Source organism: Streptomyces sp. NPDC006332 (assembly GCF_040612855.1).
Classification (GTDB): Bacteria; Actinomycetota; Actinomycetes; order Streptomycetales; family Streptomycetaceae; genus Streptomyces.
In genome coordinates this window covers 74,217-92,541 of the sequence record NZ_JBEXRA010000039.1, presented here as the reverse complement: position 1 = coordinate 92,541, position 18,325 = coordinate 74,217, and the positions used below count along the sequence as shown (strand labels likewise).

The following is an 18,325-nucleotide window of genomic DNA, read 5'->3' as shown; positions in this document are numbered from 1 at the left end:
CGCCGACGCCCTGGCCCACTACCAGCGCGTCCGGGAGCGACTGGCCGAGGAGTTGGGTTGTCGCGTCAACACCGCCAAGTCGGTGAGAAACCGATTCCGCGACGTTCCGAGGACGGACACCCCCGACCCGGCCCCGACCCACCCCCGAACCGCAGGCGCCGCAGGGCACCGCCCGTCACGAAGACACCCCCCGCACAGCCCCCGCCCGCTCCAACAACCCCGTCCGAGCAGCCAACGCCGCCGCCTCCAGCCGTGACCCCACCCCCAGCTTCATCAACACCCGCTGGACATGCGTACGAGCAGTGGACGGCGCGATCCCCATCCCCGCCGCGATCAGCCGCGTGTCCTCCCCGTCGGCCACCCGCACCAGCACCTCGACCTCCCGAGGCGTCAGCATCCCCAGCAGCCGCTGCCCCTCGTCGTCCGGCTGCGCCGCAGGGTTCAGCAGCTCGCTGAACGCCCACTGCAACAGCTGCGGAGCAACCGCCGCCTCCCCCGCCCGAGCCTTGATGATCGCCCGCTCGACACCCTCGATGCGCTCGTCGTGCCGCACATAGCCCGACGCCCCCGCAGCGAACGCCGCCGCGATCCCCCGAGGACTCGGCACCGGCCCCAGCACCAGCACCGCCACCTGCGGACGCTCCCGCTTGATCCTCACCACCGGATCGAACATCCCCGGCTCGGCAGGCGTCGCCGTACCCAACAGGCACACCTCAGGCGCCCGGCTGATCACCAGCTCCGCCGCACCCGCGGCAGGCGCCGCCGCGGCCAGCACCCGGTGCCCCCGCAGTTTCAACGCCGAGGCCAGCGCCTCGGCAAGCAATCGGTGGTCGTCGACCACCATGAGCCGAACTCCCATCGAGCAACCCCCCACTGGTTCACCCGGACGAAAGCCCCTCCCCGGCCCCCCGCCCTTCATGCCCCCGGAAGCTACACGCTTGTTCGACGTTGCGCTTCCCCTACCGGCGAGAACTGCCCCGGATCGCCGAAAATCACCTCATTCGAGGTTGACGAACGATAAGTGAAAGCCCCGCCCCTGAACAGGGACGGGGCCGCACAACACGAACCGATGGCCTTCAGCTCGCGCCGAACCCGAGCGCCAGATACTCCTCGTCGTCCGAGCCGGTCAGATCACTCGCGAACACCGCCGACATGTACAGATGCCCCTGCGAGTACAAGAACTCCGAGTAGTCCGGCGACATGCTGGTCTCCGCGTCCCGCACGGACTCCGTCGCCGGGTTCTCCAGCAGCTTGGTCTCCTTGAACGAGCCGCCGTCGATGCTGACGATCTGCCCGCCCTTGTCGTACGGCGGACGCTTGTACGCGATGATGTTGGTGCCGTCCATCCGCAGCGGCATGATCGTGTAGTCGTCCCCCGCGTCGGCCCGCTGACCGGTCTGCTTCCCGGTCGCCAGATCGATCGCGACGATCTCGTTGGTCTCGCTGAACTTGCCGCTGCCGTCGTGCTCCTCGGTCGACAGGTAGAGCCGGTCGTTGCCGACCGCGATCTGGTGGCACTCCTCGACCTTGGTGATGCCGTCGCAGCTGGCCGCGTACTGGTCGCTGGGAGCGGAGATCCGGGTGCGCAGCTTGCCGGTCTTGTTGTCGATGGAGAAGAAGTCCGAGATCCCGCTGCCGTCCTTCGCTGCCTCGCCGATGTCCGCGGCCACGACCAGCGGATCGGTCGACACCACGCTGGCGTACGCGATGCCCCCGCCCATGGTGTACTCGGAGATCACCTTCCCGGACTTCGGGTCGATGGTCTGGATGTGCAGCTCGGGCGAGTCGTACGCCCCGCACCGGCGGACCGCGACCAGCTTCGGTCCGCCGCCGTACCCGGCGTCGTAGCAGGTGTCGGTCGGCTTCGGGGCCCACAGCTGCTTGCCGGAGGCGAGGTCGAAGGCGGCGCCGCCGCTGGAGCTGCCCACGGCGACCGTGTTGCCGCTGACGGTGACGTTGCTGAAGCTGATCGGCTCGTCACCGGAGTCGGCGGTCTTCGTCCACAGCTTCTTGCCCGCGGCGAGGTCGATCGCCGCGACCTGGCTGCAGCCGTGCGCGGGCTCGGCCTTGGTCGGCATCTCGGCCTGGTAGAGGATCGCCGCCTTGTTGCCGCTGGTGAAGTTGCTGCCCTGGCACACCGGCCCGGGAAGCTTGATCGTCCACAGCTTGGTGCCCTTGTCGGGGTCGTAGCCGACGATCTCGGCGATGCCGCTCTTGGCGTACACCGTGTCGGTGAGCCAGGAACCGGTCGTGGCGATCGTGCTGTCCTTGGCCACCTTGGGTGCCGGGACCTGGAAGAGAACCTTGGAGGCGGTGTTGGCGGGCACCTTCTCCACGGGCTCGGTGGACGTCGTTCCAGCACCCCCGCCCCCGCCGCCCCCGCCACCGCTGCCCTTGGCATCACCGGTGCCGCCGTTGGAGCTCGCGGTCTCGTCCTTCTTCCCGCTGTCGTCCTTGGACGAGGACGCGTACCACACCCCACCGCCGACGATCAGCGCGATCGCCACGACCGCCGCGACAATGATCAGAACCTGCGCGTTGAGCCCCCGCTTGCCGGGCTTCCCCGGCTGCGGCTGCAGCGGCATGGTCCCCTGCGGATACCCGTAACCGGGGTTCGGCGTCGGATACCCGTACCCCTGAGGCGCCTGGCCGGGATACCCGTACCCCTGAGGCGCCTGCTGCGGAGCCCCGTAACCGGCCGGCGGCTGCCCACCGGGCGGCACCGGCGAACCGGGCTGAACCGGCGGAGCGGCCGGCGGAACCGACGGCGGCGGCCCGAACCCCCCTTGCTGCGGCGGCTGGTTGGGAGGAGGCGGAGGAGGCGGCTGGGTCATGACGTGAGTACCTCGATGGCGGGGGCGGGGGCGGGCGACAACGGGCGGAACGAGCGGAGGCGAAGGGTCACTTGCCGTAGGCGAGCATCAACTTCTCCTTCGTGTCCTCGTTGCCGGTCAGCCGCGTGGTGGAGAGGTAGAAGCGCCCGCCGACCCAGTCGATGTCCTTGGAGAAGAACCCGCTCTCGATCTGCGCGGTGCCCTGCGGGTTCTGCAGCAGCTTGGCCGGGGTGTGGCTGCCGCCGCCGGTCGGGATCGACACGATGCGGCCGCCCGCGTCGTACGAGGGCTCCACGTAGGCGATGAGCTTGCCGCCCTCGACCTTGACCGGGACCATCGACTCGTCCGTGGGCGACTTGACGCGCCACTTCTCCTTGCCGGTGGAGAGGTTGACCGCGACGATCTCGTTCGGCCCGGTGGTCGCCTCGGTGGGCAGGTACAGCGTGTCGGCGTCGGCGGCCACGCCCTCGCAGCCCTGCAGGTCACGCGCGAGGATGGCCAGGCCGCAGTTGGGGGCGAAGTCCTCGTCGAAGCCGACCTGGGAGCGGAACTTGCCGGTCGCGGTGAAGGTGGAGATGTTCCACGTCTTCTTGTCCTCGTTGGTGCTGTAGACGACGAGCGGGTCGACGGAGTACACCCGCGAGGCCTTCCAGCCCTTGTCGAACTTCTGGGTCCACTTGACCTTGCCGGTCCTGGGATCCAGCTCCTGGACCTCGTCGTGCTCATTGGTCCCGGCGGCGTCGCAGGAGGCCACGGAGACCAGCCTGCCGCCGCCCGCGAACGCGGCCGGGAAGCAGGAGGTGCCGTACTTCTTCTTGTCGAACAGCTTCTTGCCGGTCCGTACGTCGTACGCGGTGCCGGACTGCGAGCGGCCGACCATCAACGTGTCGCCGCTGACGGTCAGTTCGACCTGGAGCGTGCTGTCGAACAGCGCGCCGTCCGCGACCTCGCCGCTCCAGCCCTTGTCGCCCGTGTTCAGGTCGATCTGCTGGAGCAGGTTGCACTTGGCGCGGTCGGTGGTGCCGTTCATGTACGCGACGACGATCTTGTCGTCGGCGGTCTTCTGGGGGGTGACCGCGCAGATCTTCTGCGGGAAGGTGATCGGGTCCCAGGTCGGCTTGCCGTCGCCGACGTCGTAGGCGAAGAGCTGCTTGTACGCCGCCTTCACCGCGGTCTTGTCGGTGATCCACATGCCGACGGCGTCGGCGCCGTCACCGGGCGCGTCGGGCGCCTCCTTGTACCAGAGCACCTTCGACTCGCCGGCCTGCCGTCCCTCGTTGAGGTTCTCCGGGTCCTCGCCGCCTGCGCCGCTGCCGTCGCCGGGGTTGACCGGCGCGTCGGAGGCGGTGGCCTTGGAGTCGTCGCTCTTCTCGGCGACCGGCTTCTTGCCGTCACCGTCGTCACCGCCGCTGGTGACCGCGAACACGGTCCCGCCGATGACGAGCAGCGCGGCCACGGCGGCGCCGACGACGATGGCGGTCTTCCCCTTGAAACGGTTCCCGCCGGGCGCGCCCGGGAACTGGGGCTGCTGCGGATACCCGTATCCCTGCGGCTGGCCGTACGGGCCCGGCTGCTGCGGCTGACCGTACGGGCCCGGCTGCGGCTGACCGTACGGGCCCGGCTGCGGCTGACCGTAGGGCCCCGGCTGGGGCGGCTGGCCGTAGGGCCCGGGCGGGGGCGGCGGCGCGTACGGTCCCTGCTGCCCGTAGGGCCCCGACTGCGGGGCCGCGGTCGGCTGTTGCGGGTAGCCATAACCAGGCTGCCCGGCACCGGGCGGCGGACCTACGGGAGGCGGCGGCGACTGCGGCGCCCCGAACCCACCCTGCGGTCCAGGTGCCTGCGGCGGCTGCTGTGGCTGCGGCGGCTGGTCCTGCGGCGCTCCGTGACCGCCCTGCGGCGGCTGGTCGGGCGGCTGCGTCATCAGCGTGTTCCCCCGTTCAATCACTGATTTCTAGCCACGCCCTGAGGCACGTGATGGACCCAGAGTCGTACTCAGAAACCTCTCAGACCGCTCTTTCTATCACTCGGGAGGACAACGCACTGGGCCGGTTCAACCCCTGTTCCCAAGGGAGAACCGGCCCGTGACGACCCCGTTATGCGCCTTCACGCACCCTTCACGCGTCCTCGGCGAGTTCCAGCCAACGCAGCTCCAGTTCGTCCCGCTCGCCGGCCAAGTCGCGCAGCTCGGCGTCGAGTTCGGCCACCTTCGCGAAGTCGGTGGCGTTCTCCGCGATCCGGGCGTGCAGCTTGGCCTCCTTCTCGGAGACCTTGTCCAACTGCCGTTCGATCTTCTGGAGTTCCTTCTTCGCGGCGCGCTGGTCGGCGGCGCTCTTCTCCGGTGCGGCCTTGGCGGCGACCGGCGCGGGAGCCGACGCGGCGGCCGTCTCCTCCATCCGCCGGCGGCGCTCCAGGTACTCGTCGATGCCGCGCGGCAGCATCCGCAGGGTGGCGTCGCCGAGCAGGGCGAAGACGCGGTCAGTGGTGCGTTCGACGAAGAAACGGTCGTGGGAGATGACGATCATCGAGCCGGGCCAGCCGTCGAGCACGTCCTCCAGCTGGGTCAGCGTCTCGATGTCGAGGTCGTTGGTGGGCTCGTCGAGGAAGAGCACGTTGGGCTCGTCCATGAGCAGACGCAGCAGTTGGAGCCTGCGCCGCTCACCGCCCGACAGGTCCCCGACCGGCGTCCACTGCTTCTCCTTGTTGAACCCGAACGTCTCGCACAGCTGCCCGGCGGTCATCTCGCGCCCCTTGCCGAGGTCGACGCGCTCCCGGACCCGCTGGACGGCCTCCAGCACCCGCAGGTTCGGGTCGAGTTCGCCGACCTCCTGGGAGAGGTAGGCGAGCTTGACGGTCCTGCCGACGGCGACCCGGCCGCCCGCGGGCTGCGTCTCGCCCTCGCTCCGAGCCGCCTCGGCCATGGCTCGCAGCAGGGAGGTCTTCCCGGCGCCGTTCACCCCGACCAGGCCGATGCGGTCGCCGGGCCCGAGCTGCCAGGTCACATGCTTGAGCAGCACCTTGGGGCCAGCCTGGACGGTGACGTCCTCCAGATCGAAGACCGTCTTCCCGAGCCGCGACGAGGCGAACTTCATCAGCTCGCTGCTGTCCCGGGGCGGCGGCACGTCCGCGATGAGCTCGTTGGCGGCCTCGACCCGGAAGCGCGGCTTGGACGTGCGGGCCGGGGCACCGCGCCGCAGCCACGCCAGCTCCTTGCGCACCAGGTTCTGCCGCTTGGTCTCCTCGGTGGCGGCGATGCGCTCACGCTCGGCGCGGGCGAAGACGTAGTCGGAGTAGCCGCCCTCGTACTCGTAGACGGCGCCGCGCTGGACGTCCCACATGCGGGTGCAGACCTGGTCCAGGAACCACCGGTCGTGGGTCACGCACACGAGCGCCGAACGGCGCTCGCGCAGGTGCTTGGCCAGCCAGGCGATGCCTTCGACGTCGAGGTGGTTGGTGGGCTCGTCGAGGACGATCAGGTCCTGCTCGTCGATCAGCAGCTTGGCGAGCGCGATACGGCGGCGCTCGCCACCGGAGAGCGGACCGATGACGGTGTCGAGTCCCTGCGGGAAGCCCGGCAGGTCCAGCCCGCCGAACAGCCCGGTCAGCACATCCCTGATCTTCGCGTTTCCGGCCCACTCGTGGTCGGCCAGGTCCCGGATGACCTCGTGCCGGACGGTGGCGGCCGGGTCCAGGGAGTCGTGCTGGGTCAGCACCCCGACCCGCAGCCCGCCCGAGTGCGTGACCCGGCCGGTGTCGGCCTCCTCCAGCTTGGCGAGCATCCGGATCAGGGTCGTCTTGCCGTCGCCGTTACGCCCGACCACACCGATCCGGTCCCCTTCGGAGACGCCGAGGGACACGCCGTCGAGGAGGGCACGAGTGCCGTACACCTTGCTGACGTTCTCGACATTGACCAGGTTGACGGCCATTACTCTCCTGCCAGGGGGGACGATCGACCCTCCAGGGTAGTCGCCGGGGCGGGCGGACCTTCCCGGCGCGGGTCGGGCGGGCCTCAGGCCCCCGCCACCACCGTCGCGCCCGGCACCGGCCCCGCGGCCGTACGCACCGTGCGGCACGTGCCCGAGGCTCCGAGCGCCGCCGCCACCTTCGTCGCCGCCCCGGCGTCGCGGGCGAGGAACGCCGTGGTCGGGCCGGAACCCGAGACCAGTGCGGCGAGGGCGCCGGCGGCCCTGCCGGCCGCGAGGGTGTCGGCGAGCTCCGGGAACAGGGACAGGGCGGCGGGCTGGAGGTCGTTGGAGACGGCGGCGGCGAGGGCGTCGGGGTCGCCCTTGGCGAGGGCGTCGAGCAGGTCCCGGGAGGCGACCGGCTCGGGAACCGCCCGCCCCTGGGCCAGCCGGTCGAACTCACGGAACACGGCCGGCGTGGACAGCCCGCGTCCCGCCATCGCGAACACCCAGTGGAAGCTCCCGCCGACCTCCAGGGCCCGCAGTTTCTCCCCGCGTCCGGTCCCGAGCGCCGCCCCGCCGACCAGGCTGAACGGCACGTCACTGCCCAACTCGGCGCAGATGTCGAGGAGTTCCTCGCGACCGACGTCGGTGCCCCACAGCGCGTCACACGCCACCAGCGCGCCCGCGCCGTCCGCGCTGCCGCCCGCCATCCCGCCGGCGACGGGGATGTCCTTGGCGATGTGGATGTGCACGGCGGCGTCCAGACCGCGACGCTCCGCGAGGGCGATCGCCGCCCGCGCCGCCAGATTCGTACCGTCCAGGGGCACCTGATCGGCGTCCGGGCCCGAGCAGGTGACACGCAGCTCGTCGGCCGGGGTCACCGTGACCTCGTCGTACAGGCCGACCGCGAGGAAGACGTTGGCCAGGTCATGGAACCCGTCGGCGCGGGCGGCGCCCACCGCGAGCTGGACGTTGACCTTGGCGGGGACGCGTACCGTCACGCTCACTTATTCGGACTCTCCTTCAGGGGCGGCCGTCGTCCGTGTCTCGGCGGCCTCCGCGATCCGTGCGAACTCCTCGACCGTCAGGGCCTCCCCGCGCGCCTGCGGCGAGACGCCCGCGGCGACCAGGGCCCGCTCGGCGGCGGCGGCCGAGCCGGCCCAGCCGGCGAGCGCGGCCCGCAGGGTCTTGCGGCGCTGGGCGAAGGCGGCGTCGACGACGGCGAACACCTCGCCCCTGGACGCCGTGGTCCTGATGGGTTCGGCCCGCCGCACCAGGGAGACGAGCCCGCTGTCGACGTTCGGCGCGGGCCAGAAGACGTTGCGGCCGATGGAGCCGGCCCGTTTGACGTCGGCGTACCAGTTGGCCTTGACCGACGGGACGCCGTACACCTTCGAGCCGGGTGCGGCGGCGAGCCGGTCGGCGACCTCCGCCTGGACCATCACGAGGCTGCGCTCGATGCTCGGGAAGGTGCTGAGCATGTGCAGCAGCACCGGTACGGCCACGTTGTACGGCAGGTTCGCCACCAGTGCGGTGGGGGCCGGGCCGGGCAGTTCGGTGACGTGCATGGCGTCGGAGTGAACCAGCGCGAACCGGTCGGCCCGGTCCGGCATCCGGGCCGTGATCGTCGCGGGCAGCGCGCCCGCGAGGACGTCGTCGATCTCGACGGCGGTGACCCGGTCGGCCGCCTCCAGCAGGGCGAGGGTGAGCGAGCCGAGTCCCGGGCCGACCTCCACCACCACGTCGTCGGGCCGGACCTCGGCGGTGCGGACGATACGGCGGACCGTGTTCGCGTCGATCACGAAGTTCTGACCGCGCTGTTTGGTGGGGCGCACCCCGAGGGCGCCCGCGAGTTCACGGACGTCGGCGGGGCCGAGAAGGGCGTCGGAGGTGGGGCTGCTGCTCACGGGACAAGGGTACGGGCGGTACTCGGCACAGCCGACCAGCAGGCCGCTCGACCGACGCTGCACCGGTCCGGCCGCCCCCGCGCCGGTGCTCCACCGGTCCGGCCGCCCGACGCGGGGGCGGGAGCGGCTCAGCCGTGCAGCCGTCCCCCGCAGTGCGGCCACGGACCGGTCCCCTGCCGCGTGTACAGCTTCTTCGCCCGGAAGGTCTGCTCGGACGCCGTCGCGTCCTGCGGCCGTCCCGTCCCGCCGAGTCTGTGCCAGGTCTCCGTGTCGAACTGGTAGAGCCCGCCGTACGTCCCGGAGTCGTCGACGGCCCCGGGCTGCCCGCCGGACTCGCACGCAGCGAGCGCCTGCCAGTTCAGCCGGTCCGCGTCCCGCACGGAGGCCGGCAGCTGTCTGGTGCCCACCTTCACCAGTTGCGTCCGCGGCTCCCGCACCACCTCGGTGCCGACCCAGCGGGGCTTCTGCTGGACCCCGTTGACGGTGCGGACGGAGAACGTGACCCGCCGCAGCCCCGGCTGTCCGGCCCGTTCGACGACCTCGGTCCCCCTGAACAGCGAGGGGTCCTCGATCCGCTCCTCCTCGAACGGAATCAGCTCTTCCCGGATCTCCCTCGTGCCGGTGATCCGCAGCACGGTGACCGTCTGCCCGTCGCGCGGGAAGCTCTCCGGTGCCACCGATGTGGTGTCCTGCCCGCGCAGGGTGATCCCGGCCTCCGCGACGGCCTCCCGCACGGTGGCCGCGTTGGTACGGATGGTGCGGGCCCTGCCGTCCGCCATGACCGTCACGGAGCGCTCGGTGCGCACGTTCAGCGCGAGCCCCTCGCGCCCGATGCGCCGGGAGCGCGAGGCGGACAGGTACGCGCCCTCCGCCCGCACCCCCATCTGCCGCAGCGCCCCTTCCACGGTGTGCGCCGTCGTCCACACCTCACGCCGCTCACCGTCCAGCATGAGCCGCACGGGGCGCCCGTAGCGCACCGCGACCTCGTCGCCGCTGGCGAGCGCCTCGCCCGGAGCGGGCACGATCACGTCGTGGGCCCCCACCCGCACGCCCTCCTCGGCGAGCAGTTCGGTGACGTCGTCCGCGAAGGTGTGCAGGGTGCGCGGCCGGCCGTCGACGTTGAGTTCGACCGCCTTGTCCTCGGCGACGAACGCGGTGGTCCCGCCGGCCAGGAAGGCGACGACCAGGGCCTGCGGAAGCAGTCGCCGCACGGTGCCGTCGACCCGCTCGGCGTACCGCGCGCGGCGCCAGCGGGCCCCGGCCCGCCGACTCGCCGCGGCACGCGCGACCGGCAGGACCGGATCCTCGCCGGGCGCGGTCCCGGCCGGGTACGGGAGCACCGGCTCGGGCATCTCGTAGGCGGGCCGGTAGGTGTCCTCGTACGCCGGCGGCGCCACGGCCTCGTACGTCGGTGGCGGCAGGTACCCGCCGTAGGCCGGTGTCTGCGGGATGTGCAGGTCGGTGCGTGGATCGAGGGCGGGCTGCGGGCCGTACGCCTCGAACGTCTGGTACTGCGGGTTGCTCACGCCGACACGCTCCAGGGGGCCGGAGGGGTCCAGAGGGGTCCGGATCGGGCCCCCAGAACCTAGCGGAGCGGCGGTCACTCTCCAAAGTGACGCGACTACTCAGCGTCGCGTTCGGGTAAATCCGTGACGCGGGTCAGTAGTCGAACGCCCGGGCGGTGTTGGCGGCGAGTGCCGACGCCAGCGCGTCCTCGTCGGCGCCGCGCACGGCGGCCAGCGCGCGCACCGTGACCGGAATGAGATACGGCGCGTTGGGCCGTCCGCGGTACGGCACCGGCGTCAGGAAGGGCGCGTCGGTCTCCACCAGCAGCAGCTCCACCGGGGCGACGGCCACGGCGTCCCGCAGGTTCTGGGCGTTCTTGAAGGTGACGTTGCCGGCGAAGGACATGAAGTATCCGGCGCCGGCACAGATCTCCGCCATCTCGGCGTCGCCGGAGTAGCAGTGGAAGACGGTGCGCTCGGGGGCGCCCTCCTCCTTCAGTACGCGCAGCACGTCGGCGTGGGCGTCCCGGTCGTGGATGACCAGGGCCTTGCCGTGCCGCTTGGCGATCTCGATGTGGGCGCGGAACGACCTCTCCTGCGCCTCCTTGCCCTCGGGCCCGGTGCGGAAGTAGTCGAGTCCCGTCTCGCCGACGCCCTTGACCTGCGGCAGCGCGGCCAGCCTGTCGATCTCGGCGAGGGCTTCGTCGAGCCCCGCGTCCCCGCCCGGGGTGCGCGCACCCTGCCGGGACCACCCGTCGGGGTCGCCGTGGACGATCCGCGGGGCCTCGTTGGGATGCAGGGCCACGGTCGCGTGGACGGCGTCGTGGCGTGCGGCCGTCTCGGCGGCCCACCGGGAACCTGCCACGTCGCAGCCGACCTGCACGACCGTGGTCACCCCCACCGAGGCCGCCTTCGCGAGCGCCTCGTCCACGGTGCCCGCCTGCATGTCGAGGTGGGTGTGGGAGTCGGCGACCGGCACCCGGAGGGGCTCCGGGAGCGGCGGGGCGGCGTTCTTGTCGGCGGCGTTCGAAGGCATGCCCCGATCCTACGAAAGGGGCATGCCTCCCCCAGGTCCTGTCTGACAATTCCCGCCTGCCTCGCGACGCCATGCACGCACTCTCGCCGCACCGGGCGCAGACCCAAGTACGTCCTGTCAGACAGGACCTCGGCCTCCGACCGGCTCAGCTCGCCTTGCGCTGGAACGGGTGCAGGAGATCGGACAGGTGCCAGTGGTGGACGTCCTGCTGCTCGCCCTCGGTCTCGCCCTCGGCCTCCGGGGCCTGAACCGGACCGGCGGGCGGCTGGTGCGGTCGGTGTGCGGCGTCGCGGGCGGAGGCGACCCGGCCCGGCCGCATGATCCGTACGACGTGGTTGTCGCAGTTCGAGCAGGTGGGCCTGGACAGCGGGGAGGGCACGACCTGGCCGCTCACGACGTACTGCACGAACTCCCGGCCGTCCGCGTCCACATGGTGCTCTATCTCGTACGACTGCTCCCACCCGTGTCCGCAGCGCATGCAGGCGAAGGAATACGACTCGTGGACGACGGCGATCTCACTCATGCCAGCTCCTGTAGTCCGCTGGTTCGAGGGGACGGGTATGTCCCTTTCACCAGTGGACGCCTCCGCCGACGGGAAAGCACCAAGCCTGTCGAGTGTTGGATCCGATTTGGGCGTCCCTTGCCAAACCGGCCCTTCGACCCGTTCCTGGCTTTGCCTTCCGGGAAGGGTCTTTGCGCCTCCATGGGGCGCACGCTCAGAGGAGATACGCCCTGCTCAGGAACGTGTGCGCCCCTTTGTGCGCCCCTCGTGGAACGTCCGTCGCAAGGGCCGGAACGCGCCTCAGGAAGGGCCCGCCGCGGACGCGGCGTTCTTCGCCGCCACCACCGCGTCGAACACCTGCCGCTTGGGCAGCCCCGCCTCGGCGGCCACCGCGGCGATCGCCTCCTTGCGCCGCTCCCCCGCCTCCTCGCGCACCCGCACCCGCCGCACGAGCTCCGTGGCGTCCAGCTCCTCGGGACCGCGCTCCGGCGCGCCCTCCACGACGACCGTGATCTCCCCGCGCACCCCCTCGGCCGCCCACGCGGCCAGCTCGCCCAGGCCGCCCCGCTTGACCTCCTCGTACGTCTTGGTCAGCTCGCGGCAGACGGCGGCCCGCCGGTCGCCGCCGAACGCCTCGGCCATCGCGGCGAGGGTGTCGTCGAGCCGGTGCGGTGCCTCGAAGTAGACGAGGGTGCGGCGCTCCTCGGCCACCTCCCGCAGCCGGGACAGCCGCTCGCCCGCCTTGCGCGGCAGGAACCCCTCGAAGCAGAACCGGTCGACGGGCAGCCCGGACAGCGCGAGCGCGGTCAGCACCGCGGAGGGCCCCGGTACGGCGGTGACCCGGATGTCCTTCTCCACGGCCGCCGCGACCAGCCGGTATCCGGGGTCGGACACCGACGGCATCCCCGCGTCGGTCACCAGCAGCACCCGCGCGCCGCCCACCAGCTCCTCGACCAGCTCGGGGGTGCGGGCGGACTCGTTGCCCTCGAAGTACGACACGACACGCCCGCCGGGCGTCACCCCCAACGCCTGTGTCAGCCTGCGCAGCCGCCGGGTGTCCTCGGCGGCGACGACATCGGCCCCGGCGAGTTCCTCGGCGAGGCGGGGCGGGGCGTCGGATACGTCACCGATGGGCGTGCCGGCGAGGACCAGGGTTCCGGGCGTCTGTGTCACGTTTCCATCCTCGCAGGGCCCCAAGCACGGGACGCACACAGCGCCGTTCCTTACGATGGCGCGGTGACCAGTACCGCGTCCTCCACGGACACCCGGCAGGACCACGCCCCCCAGGACCAGCGGCCGTCGTGGCAGCAGCGGCTGCGCCGTTTCGGATACGCGGCGGGGCCCAGAAGCGACGTGCGCGACCGTCTGGTGCCGCCGTACGTGCGGCCCAGCCCACGGTTGTGGCAGGTGCTCGGGGTGTCCGGGCCGGCCGCCGAGCGGTTCGCCCGCTGGTCCGGCTGGGGCGGCCCGCTGCTGGTGACGCTGTTCGCGGGCGTGCTGCGCTTCTACCACCTGGGCAGCCCGAAGGCGGTGATATTCGATGAGACGTACTACGCGAAGGACGCGTGGGCGCTGGTCCACCGCGGGTTCGAGGTCAACTGGGAAAAGAACGTCAACGACCTGATCCTGTCGGGCAACGGGAACGTGCGGCTGCCGACGGACGCGGCGTATGTCGTGCACCCGCCGGTCGGCAAGTACGTCATCGGGCTCGGGGAGCTGATGTTCGGGTTCAACCCGTTCGGCTGGCGGTTCATGACCGCGCTGCTCGGCACCCTGTCGATCCTGATGCTGTGCCGGATCGGCCGCCGTATCTTCCGCTCCACGTTCCTCGGCTGCCTGGCCGGCGCGCTGATGGCGGTGGACGGCCTGGCGTTCGTGATGGCCCGCACCTCGCTGCTCGACGGCGTGCTGATGTTCTTCGTGCTGGCCGCGTTCGGCTGCCTGGTCATCGACCGTGACCGGGCCCGGGAGAGACTGGCCGCCGCGCTCCCCGCGGACGCCGACGGCAGGGTCCGGCCGGACGCGCACGTCGCGGAGACGACCCGCCTCGGGTGGCGCCCCTGGCGCTGGCTGGCCGGCCTGATGCTCGGCCTCGCCATCGGCACCAAGTGGAACGGCCTGTACGTCCTGGCCGCGTTCTGTGTGCTGGCGGTGCTGTGGGACGTGGGCACCCGCAAGGTCGCGGGCGCGGGCCGCCCGTACGCGGCGGTCCTCAGGCGGGATCTCGGACTGGCGTTCCTCGCCACCGTCCCGGTCGCGATCGCCACGTACATCCTGTCGTGGCTCGGGTGGATCCTCTCCGCCACGGACGGCACCGGCGGCTACTACCGCAACTGGGCGACCGCCAACGGCCGCAGCAGCAGCTGGTCGTGGCTCTTCCCGGACTGGTGGCTGAGCCTGTGGCACTACGAGCACGAGGTCTACAAGTTCAACATCAACCTCTCCTCGCCGCACACGTACCAGTCCAACCCGTGGAGCTGGCTCGTCACGGGCCGCCCGGTCTCCTACTTCTACGAGTCCCCCGCCCCCGGCAAGGACGGCTGCCCCATCGACTCGACCGAGAAGTGCGCCCGCGAGGTCCTCGCCATCGGCACGCCGATGCTGTGGTGGCTGGCCTGCTTCGCGATCCTGTACGTGCTGTGGCGCTGGTTCTTCCGCCGTGACTGGCGGGCGGGCGCGATCGCCTGCGGCATCGCGGCCGGCTACCTGCCCTGGTTCCTCTACCAGGAACGCACGATCTTCTTCTTCTACACGATCGTCTTCGTCCCGTTCCTCTGCCTGGCCGTCGCCATGCTCCTCGGCGCGATCGTCGGCCCCCCGGGCTCCACCGACACCCGCCGCGTCACCGGCGCGGCGGGCGCGGGCATCCTGGTCCTGCTGATCGCCTGGAACTTCATCTACTTCTGGCCCCTGTTCACGGGCACCACGATCCCGATCGACCAGTGGCGGTCGCGGATGTGGCTGGATACGTGGGTGTAACAGCCGTTGAAGCACCGGACGCCGTGGGTGTGTTGTAGGTAGCGGTCAGCCGTCTGAGCGCTACCAGGGGTCCAGGAACTCGAAGACAGCGTCCAGGATCCGGTGGAAACGGCGGTGTGCCTTGCAGCAGTAACTCCGCCGGCGCCAACGGCTTTTCGGCTGTTCGACCGGCTCACCGCACCACTTGCACGGCCGCGGCCGCCGCTCCCGCCCCCCAGTCATGGACAGACCGTAGCGGCCTTCCCCACGGTCCGCCTGGGTTATCGGTTCCTCGCGGTCAGGCCTGGCGGGCGTAGGACGCGAGGCGGTCGGCGAGCGCGGTGACGAGGTCGCGGAGTTCGTCGGGGCGCTCGATGACGAACGGCCGGTCGAGGGAGGCGAGGACTGGCGGCAACCAGTCGAGCCGCTCCGCCCGCAGCTCGACGCGCAGCCAGCGCTCGGTCGCCCGGTCCTGGCCTGCCGCGGGCTCGTGCTCCTCCAGGGTCGCGACGGTGGCGGGAAGGTGGGCGCGGATCTGCTCAACGGTCCCGTGGATCCGCAAGGTCACCTCGTGCCGGTACTCGGCCGTGGCGAACCCTGACAGCATCCGGTGCGCCGGATCGGAGTCCACGGGCGCTTCGAACGATCCGAGCAGGGTTCTCGCGTCGGCGATGCGATCCAGTCGGAAGGTTCGGTCCTCGCCGATTTCGGGGTCCGTGCCCGTGACGTACCACCGTCCCGCGTGGGCGACGATCCCGTGCGCGTGCAGCGTGCGTTCGGTGCGCCGTCCGTCGCGGTCGGTGTAGCGGATCGAGACCGGTCGGCCATGGCGGACCGCGTCGGCGAGGGTGAGCAGGACCCCGGTGTCCGGGGTGGCGAATCCGCGGGGCTGATCCGTGAAGCTGAGAGATTCCAGGAGTGTGTCGAGCCTGCGGGCGAGGTGCTTGGGCAGCACCCGTCGGATCTTGGCTGTCGCAGTCTCGCTCGCGGTGTGACCCGCCGTCGTCAGTCCTGCTCGGCGGCCGGCGATCAGGCCGAGCAGCACGGCCAGCGCCTCGTCGTCGCTGAGCATGAGCGGAGGCAGGCGGTACCCGGGGGCGAGCCGGTACCCGCCGTAGCGGCCGCGCACCGATTCCACGGGCACATCCAGGTCGATCAGTTGGCCCACGTACCGCCGCACGGTGCGCCCTTCGACGCCGAGCCGGTCGGCCAGTTCGGCCACCGTGCGGGTGCCGCCCGACTGCAGCAGCTCCAGGAGGGTCAGCACGCGGGCAGTGGGTCGGGGCATGTGCACAACCTAGCGCTGATACAGGACCGATTCTGTCCCCTATTTCTCCTAACCTGCGGAGCGCACGCCACACACGCCGCACACGCGGCCGGCACAGCCAAGGAGATCCCCATGAAGTTCGTCTCGATCCGCATCATCACCAGCGACGTGGCGCGGCTCGTCGAGTTCTACGAGCGCGCCACAGGGTTGCGGGCGACGTGGGCCACCGAGGACTTCGCCGAACTCACCACCGCGGGCGCCACCCTCGCGATCGCCGGTACCCGCACTGTCCCGCTGTTCGCCCCGGGCTCTGCCCGCCCGGCGGACAACCACAGCGTGATCACCGAGTTCCTCGTCGACGACGTGGACCGCGTCCACCAGAACCTGACCGGCTTCGTCACCGACTTCGTCACCAAGCCCACCACGATGCCCTGGGGCAACCGGTCGCTGCTGTTCCGCGATCCCGACGGCAACCTCGTCAACTTCTTCACGCCCGTCACCCCGGCGGCCGTCGAGAGGTTCGCACGCTGACGCCCGACGACTCGCGCACATGGCTCGATATTCGACGGAATCTTTACCCCGCGCGTCACACCTGCCGCATAGAGTGCGACCCACAAGCGCTTTCTGAACACGTTCAAGAAGACGTGTGGAAGGCGCAACGGGGAACGGGGAGGGGTCCGCGGGATGGGCAGAGGGGTGAAGGTCGCCGTCGTCGGTGGGGTGTGCGCCGTGATGGTGGGCGGGGCCGGGTACGGGGTGTACAACATCGTGTCCGCGTTGAACGGGACCGGCGGGGGCGGGGCGGGCTCGGCCGGGCCCGCGCCGGTGAAGAGCGGGCCGCCCAGCGCGGACGAGGTCAAGGAGACGTCCGCCAAGTTCTTCGCGGCCTGGGAGAAGGGCAAGGCGGCGAGTGCGGCGGGGTACACCAACGACGACACGGCAGCCGAGCCGCTGCTGACGGCGTACAGCGAAGCCGCCCACATAGCCGACGTCCGGATCACACCCGGGAAGACGTCCGGCGCGACCGTGCCCTACACGGTCAAGGCGAAGGTGGCCTACGACGGCAAGACCAAGCCGCTGACGTACAAGAGCGAGCTGACCGTCGTACGCGGGGTCACCACCGGGCGTGCACTGGTCGACTGGCAGCCCTCGGTGATCCACCCCGAGTTGCGGCGGGACGACACCCTCGTCACCGGGGAGTCGGCGGACCCGCCGATCGAGGCGGTGGACCGGAACGGGGCGGTGCTGACCAAGGACGCCTACCCGTCCCTGGGGCCGATCCTGGACGCGCTGCGCGACAGGTACGGCGACAAGGCCGGCGGCACCCCCGGCATCGAGCTGACGATCCGGCACGCCGACGAGAACGCCGCCGACACCCCGCTGCTGACGCTGGCCAAGGGCAAGCCGGGCAAGCTGCGGACCACGCTCAGCGCGACCGCGCAGGCCGCGGCCGAGAAGGCGGTCAAGCTGTACGCCCAGTCCTCGCTGGTCGCCGTCAAGCCCAGCACCGGCGAGGTGCTGGCGGTGGCGAACAACCGCACGGACGCCTTCAACGCGGCCTTCGAGGGCGAGGTCGCGCCCGGTTCCACCATGAAGATCATCACCGCCGCGATGCTCATCGACAACGGCGTGACCTCGATGAACGGCCCGGCTCCCTGCCCGGACACGGCGACCTGGCAGAGCCAGACCTTCAAGAACCTCACCAACATGCGGCCCGACGAGAACGCCACCCTCGCGGGCAGCTTCATGCGGTCCTGCAACACGGCCTTCATCAAGCTGATCGACGAGAAGCCGCTCACCGACGAGTCACTGACCACGGAGGCGCAGACGCGGTTCGGGCTCGGCCTCGACTGGAAGACCGGCATCGTCTCCCGGGACGGCGAGGTCCCCGCGGTCAGCGGGCCGGACCGGGCCGCGAACGCCATCGGCCAGGGGCAGGTCCAGCTGAACCCGCTGAACCTGGCCTCGGTGACGGCCACGGCGATCACCGGCGACTTCCGTCAGCCCTACCTGGTCTCACCGAAGCTCGACGACCGCGGACTCGCCACCGCCAAGGGGCTGCCGTCCTCCACCGCGGCGCAGCTGAAGCAGATGATGCGGCTGACCGCGACCGAGGGCACCGCCGTCAACGCGATGGCCGGACTCGGCGGGGACATCGGCGCGAAGACCGGTTCGGCGGAGGTCGACGGGCAGGCCGTGTCCAACAGTTGGTTCACCGGTTTCCGCAACGACGTGGCCGCGGCCGCCATGACGGAGGAGGGCGGACACGGCGGCGACGCGGCCGGTCCGATTGTCGCAGCTGTGCTACGAGCTGCCGGCTGATCTCACCCACCCGGGAAGGGACTCTAGGCTGTTGCCGTCGTTGGGACTGAAGAGGGCAACGGGGACCCTGGGGAAATTCGCGGAGGAACGAA

General features: G+C 71.1%; 14 protein-coding genes. 3 read left to right on the top strand and 11 right to left on the bottom strand.

What is annotated here, in order from left to right:
* Positions 1–175 precede the first annotated feature (175 nt).
* The 10 genes from ABZ027_RS29740 to rsmI form a co-directional block, all read right to left on the bottom strand.
* Positions 176–859 carry a LuxR C-terminal-related transcriptional regulator gene (locus ABZ027_RS29740; protein ID WP_356773667.1) on the bottom strand — a complete coding sequence of 228 codons (684 nt, stop codon included), beginning with the start codon at positions 857–859 and terminating at the stop codon, positions 176–178.
* Between the two features lie 217 nt (positions 860–1,076).
* Positions 1,077–2,834, bottom strand: coding sequence for a PQQ-binding-like beta-propeller repeat protein (locus tag ABZ027_RS29735; RefSeq protein ID WP_356773666.1), 1,758 nt, complete (start codon positions 2,832–2,834; stop codon positions 1,077–1,079).
* A 67-nt stretch (positions 2,835–2,901) separates the two neighbouring features.
* Positions 2,902–4,755 carry a PQQ-binding-like beta-propeller repeat protein gene (locus ABZ027_RS29730; RefSeq protein WP_356773665.1) on the bottom strand — a complete coding sequence of 618 codons (1,854 nt, stop codon included), beginning with the start codon at positions 4,753–4,755 and terminating at the stop codon, positions 2,902–2,904.
* A gap of 193 nt (positions 4,756–4,948) precedes the next feature.
* Positions 4,949–6,757 carry an ABC-F family ATP-binding cassette domain-containing protein gene (locus ABZ027_RS29725; RefSeq protein ID WP_356773664.1) on the bottom strand — a complete coding sequence of 603 codons (1,809 nt, stop codon included), beginning with the start codon at positions 6,755–6,757 and terminating at the stop codon, positions 4,949–4,951.
* Positions 6,758–6,840: 83 nt separating this feature from the next.
* On the bottom strand, positions 6,841–7,743 hold the full coding sequence (locus tag ABZ027_RS29720) for a 4-(cytidine 5'-diphospho)-2-C-methyl-D-erythritol kinase (RefSeq protein ID WP_356773663.1): 903 nt from the start codon (positions 7,741–7,743) through the stop codon (positions 6,841–6,843).
* Entirely contained in the window at positions 7,744–8,643 is a 900-nt protein-coding gene (gene rsmA, locus ABZ027_RS29715) for a 16S rRNA (adenine(1518)-N(6)/adenine(1519)-N(6))-dimethyltransferase RsmA (protein WP_356773662.1), read from the bottom strand. It lies immediately after the preceding gene.
* A gap of 128 nt (positions 8,644–8,771) precedes the next feature.
* On the bottom strand, positions 8,772–10,169 hold the full coding sequence (locus tag ABZ027_RS29710) for a ubiquitin-like domain-containing protein (RefSeq protein WP_356773661.1): 1,398 nt from the start codon (positions 10,167–10,169) through the stop codon (positions 8,772–8,774).
* A 133-nt stretch (positions 10,170–10,302) separates the two neighbouring features.
* Positions 10,303–11,184, bottom strand: coding sequence for a TatD family hydrolase (locus ABZ027_RS29705; RefSeq protein WP_356773660.1), 882 nt, complete (start codon positions 11,182–11,184; stop codon positions 10,303–10,305).
* A gap of 145 nt (positions 11,185–11,329) precedes the next feature.
* Positions 11,330–11,707 (bottom strand): hypothetical protein, encoded by a 378-nt coding sequence (locus ABZ027_RS29700; protein WP_356773659.1) that lies wholly within the window; start codon positions 11,705–11,707, stop codon positions 11,330–11,332.
* A 279-nt stretch (positions 11,708–11,986) separates the two neighbouring features.
* The gene (rsmI, locus tag ABZ027_RS29695) at positions 11,987–12,859 is read right to left on the bottom strand and encodes a 16S rRNA (cytidine(1402)-2'-O)-methyltransferase (RefSeq protein WP_356773658.1); all 873 of its coding nucleotides are present in this window, start codon (positions 12,857–12,859) and stop codon (positions 11,987–11,989) included.
* A 63-nt stretch (positions 12,860–12,922) separates the two neighbouring features.
* On the opposite strand from rsmI, the gene ABZ027_RS29690 reads away from it, so the two are divergent.
* Positions 12,923–14,665 (top strand): phospholipid carrier-dependent glycosyltransferase, encoded by a 1,743-nt coding sequence (locus tag ABZ027_RS29690; RefSeq protein WP_356773657.1) that lies wholly within the window; start codon positions 12,923–12,925, stop codon positions 14,663–14,665.
* Positions 14,666–14,942: 277 nt separating this feature from the next.
* On the opposite strand, the gene ABZ027_RS29685 is transcribed toward ABZ027_RS29690, so the two are convergent.
* Positions 14,943–15,932: a YafY family protein gene (locus ABZ027_RS29685; RefSeq protein ID WP_356773656.1), complete on the bottom strand. Its 990-nt coding sequence runs from the start codon at positions 15,930–15,932 to the stop codon at positions 14,943–14,945.
* 111 nt (positions 15,933–16,043) lie between these two features.
* Here ABZ027_RS29685 and ABZ027_RS29680 point away from each other — a divergent pair, with 111 nt between their 5' ends.
* Positions 16,044–16,442 carry a VOC family protein gene (locus ABZ027_RS29680; protein ID WP_356773655.1) on the top strand — a complete coding sequence of 133 codons (399 nt, stop codon included), beginning with the start codon at positions 16,044–16,046 and terminating at the stop codon, positions 16,440–16,442.
* A gap of 153 nt (positions 16,443–16,595) precedes the next feature.
* The gene (locus ABZ027_RS29675) at positions 16,596–18,233 is read left to right on the top strand and encodes a penicillin-binding transpeptidase domain-containing protein (RefSeq protein WP_356773654.1); all 1,638 of its coding nucleotides are present in this window, start codon (positions 16,596–16,598) and stop codon (positions 18,231–18,233) included.
* Positions 18,234–18,325: the final 92 nt, after the last annotated feature.